The organism is Streptomyces olivaceus (assembly GCF_000721235.1).
Lineage (GTDB): Bacteria > Actinomycetota > Actinomycetes > Streptomycetales > Streptomycetaceae > Streptomyces > Streptomyces olivaceus.
Genome location: NZ_JOFH01000102.1, coordinates 1 through 1575 on the forward strand (window position 1 = coordinate 1; position 1575 = coordinate 1575).

Annotated in this window: 1 protein-coding gene; it reads left to right on the plus strand. The window is 66.7% G+C overall.

The features are described 5' to 3' along the window. Positions 1–157: 157 nt before the first annotated feature. Entirely contained in the window at positions 158–1396 is a 1239-nt protein-coding gene (locus IG94_RS0137915; RefSeq protein WP_043485738.1) for an IS701 family transposase, read from the plus strand. Positions 1397–1575 lie beyond the last annotated feature (179 nt).

A 1575-nucleotide genomic window follows, 5' to 3' on the forward strand; every position in this document is an offset into this window, starting at 1 on the left:
TAGTACTCCAGCAGTACTTTGAGGCTTGACCTGGGGAAATGTCGAGCGGTGGGAGTGTAGCGGGACGGTTCATGGTCACGTACGGGTTCTGCCGGCACATCCCTCGAAGGAGTGCCCCCGACGACGAGGTCCTCTCCAGCCCGGGAAGCCTCCGGTCATGTCCACCGATCACACAGCCGAGAGCTGGGACCACGACCTGGACGACCTCTTCATCACCATCGGGCACTGCTTCCGCCGCGTGGAGCCGCGCCGCCGCATGCGTGACTACGTACGCGGGCTGCTCGCCCCGGTAGCCCGCAAGAACAGCTGGCAACTGGCCGAACAGGCTGGCCACGCCACCCCCGACGGCCTGCAGCACTTCCTCTCCCGCGCCCGCTGGGATGCCGACGACGTCCGCGACGAACTGCACAACTACGTCGCCCAGCAACTCGGCCGACCAGGCGGCGTACTGATCGTGGATGACACCGGCTTCCTGAAGAAGGGCATCACTTCCGCCGGTGTCCAGCGCCAGTACTCCGGCACCGCCGGCCGCACCGAGAACTGCCAGATAGGTGTTTTCGCCGCCTACGCCAGCACCGCAGGCCGGGCTTTGGTGGACCGGGAGCTGTACCTGCCTAAATCCTGGACCGACGACCCCGAGCGCTGCCGCGCCGCCAAGGTCCCCGAAGAAAGGCAGTTCGCCACCAAAGGCGTCCTGGCCCAGACGCTCGTGCTGCGTGCTCTCGCATCGCCGCTGCCGATCACCTGGGTGACCGCGGATGCCGCCTACGGCCAAGAGCACCGGTTCCGCCGAACGCTGGAGAAAGCCGGGCTCGGCTACGTGCTGGCGGTGCCGAAGTCCCAGTTCGCTGCGGGCTGCCCACGCATCGACTACCTCTTCGCCCAGGCACCCCACGAGGCGTGGGTGCGCCGCTCGTGCGGGCAGGGCGCCAAGGGTCTGCGCATGTATGACTGGGCTGCCGTGCGGTTACCCGTTGTCAGTGAATTCGACTACGAGGATGGCGAGTTGGTGCGCGAGCGATGGGCCCTGGCCCGGCGCGGCGAGCACAAGCCGGAAGAGGTCTCCTACTACCTGGGCTGCGCTCCCGTCGGCACCGCGGTGGACGAGCTGGTGCGGGTCGCCGGTAGCCGGTGGGCGATCGAGGAGTGTTTCCAGGCAGCGAAGAACGAGTGCGGTCTGGACCAGTACGAGGTCCGCCGCTACGTCGGCTGGTACCGGCATGTCACCCTGTCCATGCTCGCCCACGCCTTCCTCGCTGCCACGACCGCGCAAGAGCGCGAAAAGGGGGCGACACCGGCGAGGAAGACGAGGTCGTCGAGCTCACTGTGGCAGAAGTGCGGCGACTCCTGGCAGCTCACACTTCCCACCGCCCCTGCAAACTTGCGCATGCGCTGAACTGGTCGCGTTGGCGCCGACGACGCCAGGCAGTAGCCCGCCACTGTCACTACCGTCGTCGGGGGCACTCCTTCGAGGGGTGTGCCGGCAGAACCCGTACGTGACCATGAACCGTCCCGCTACACTCCCACCGCTCGACATTTCCCCAGGTCAAGCCTCAAAGTACTGCTGGAGTACTA

What these genes read in the sequence shown, in the direction of transcription:
- IG94_RS0137915 (WP_043485738.1), top strand. Translation starts at nt 158, where the DNA reads ATGTCCACCGATCACACAGCCGAGAGCTGGGACCACGACCTGGACGAC.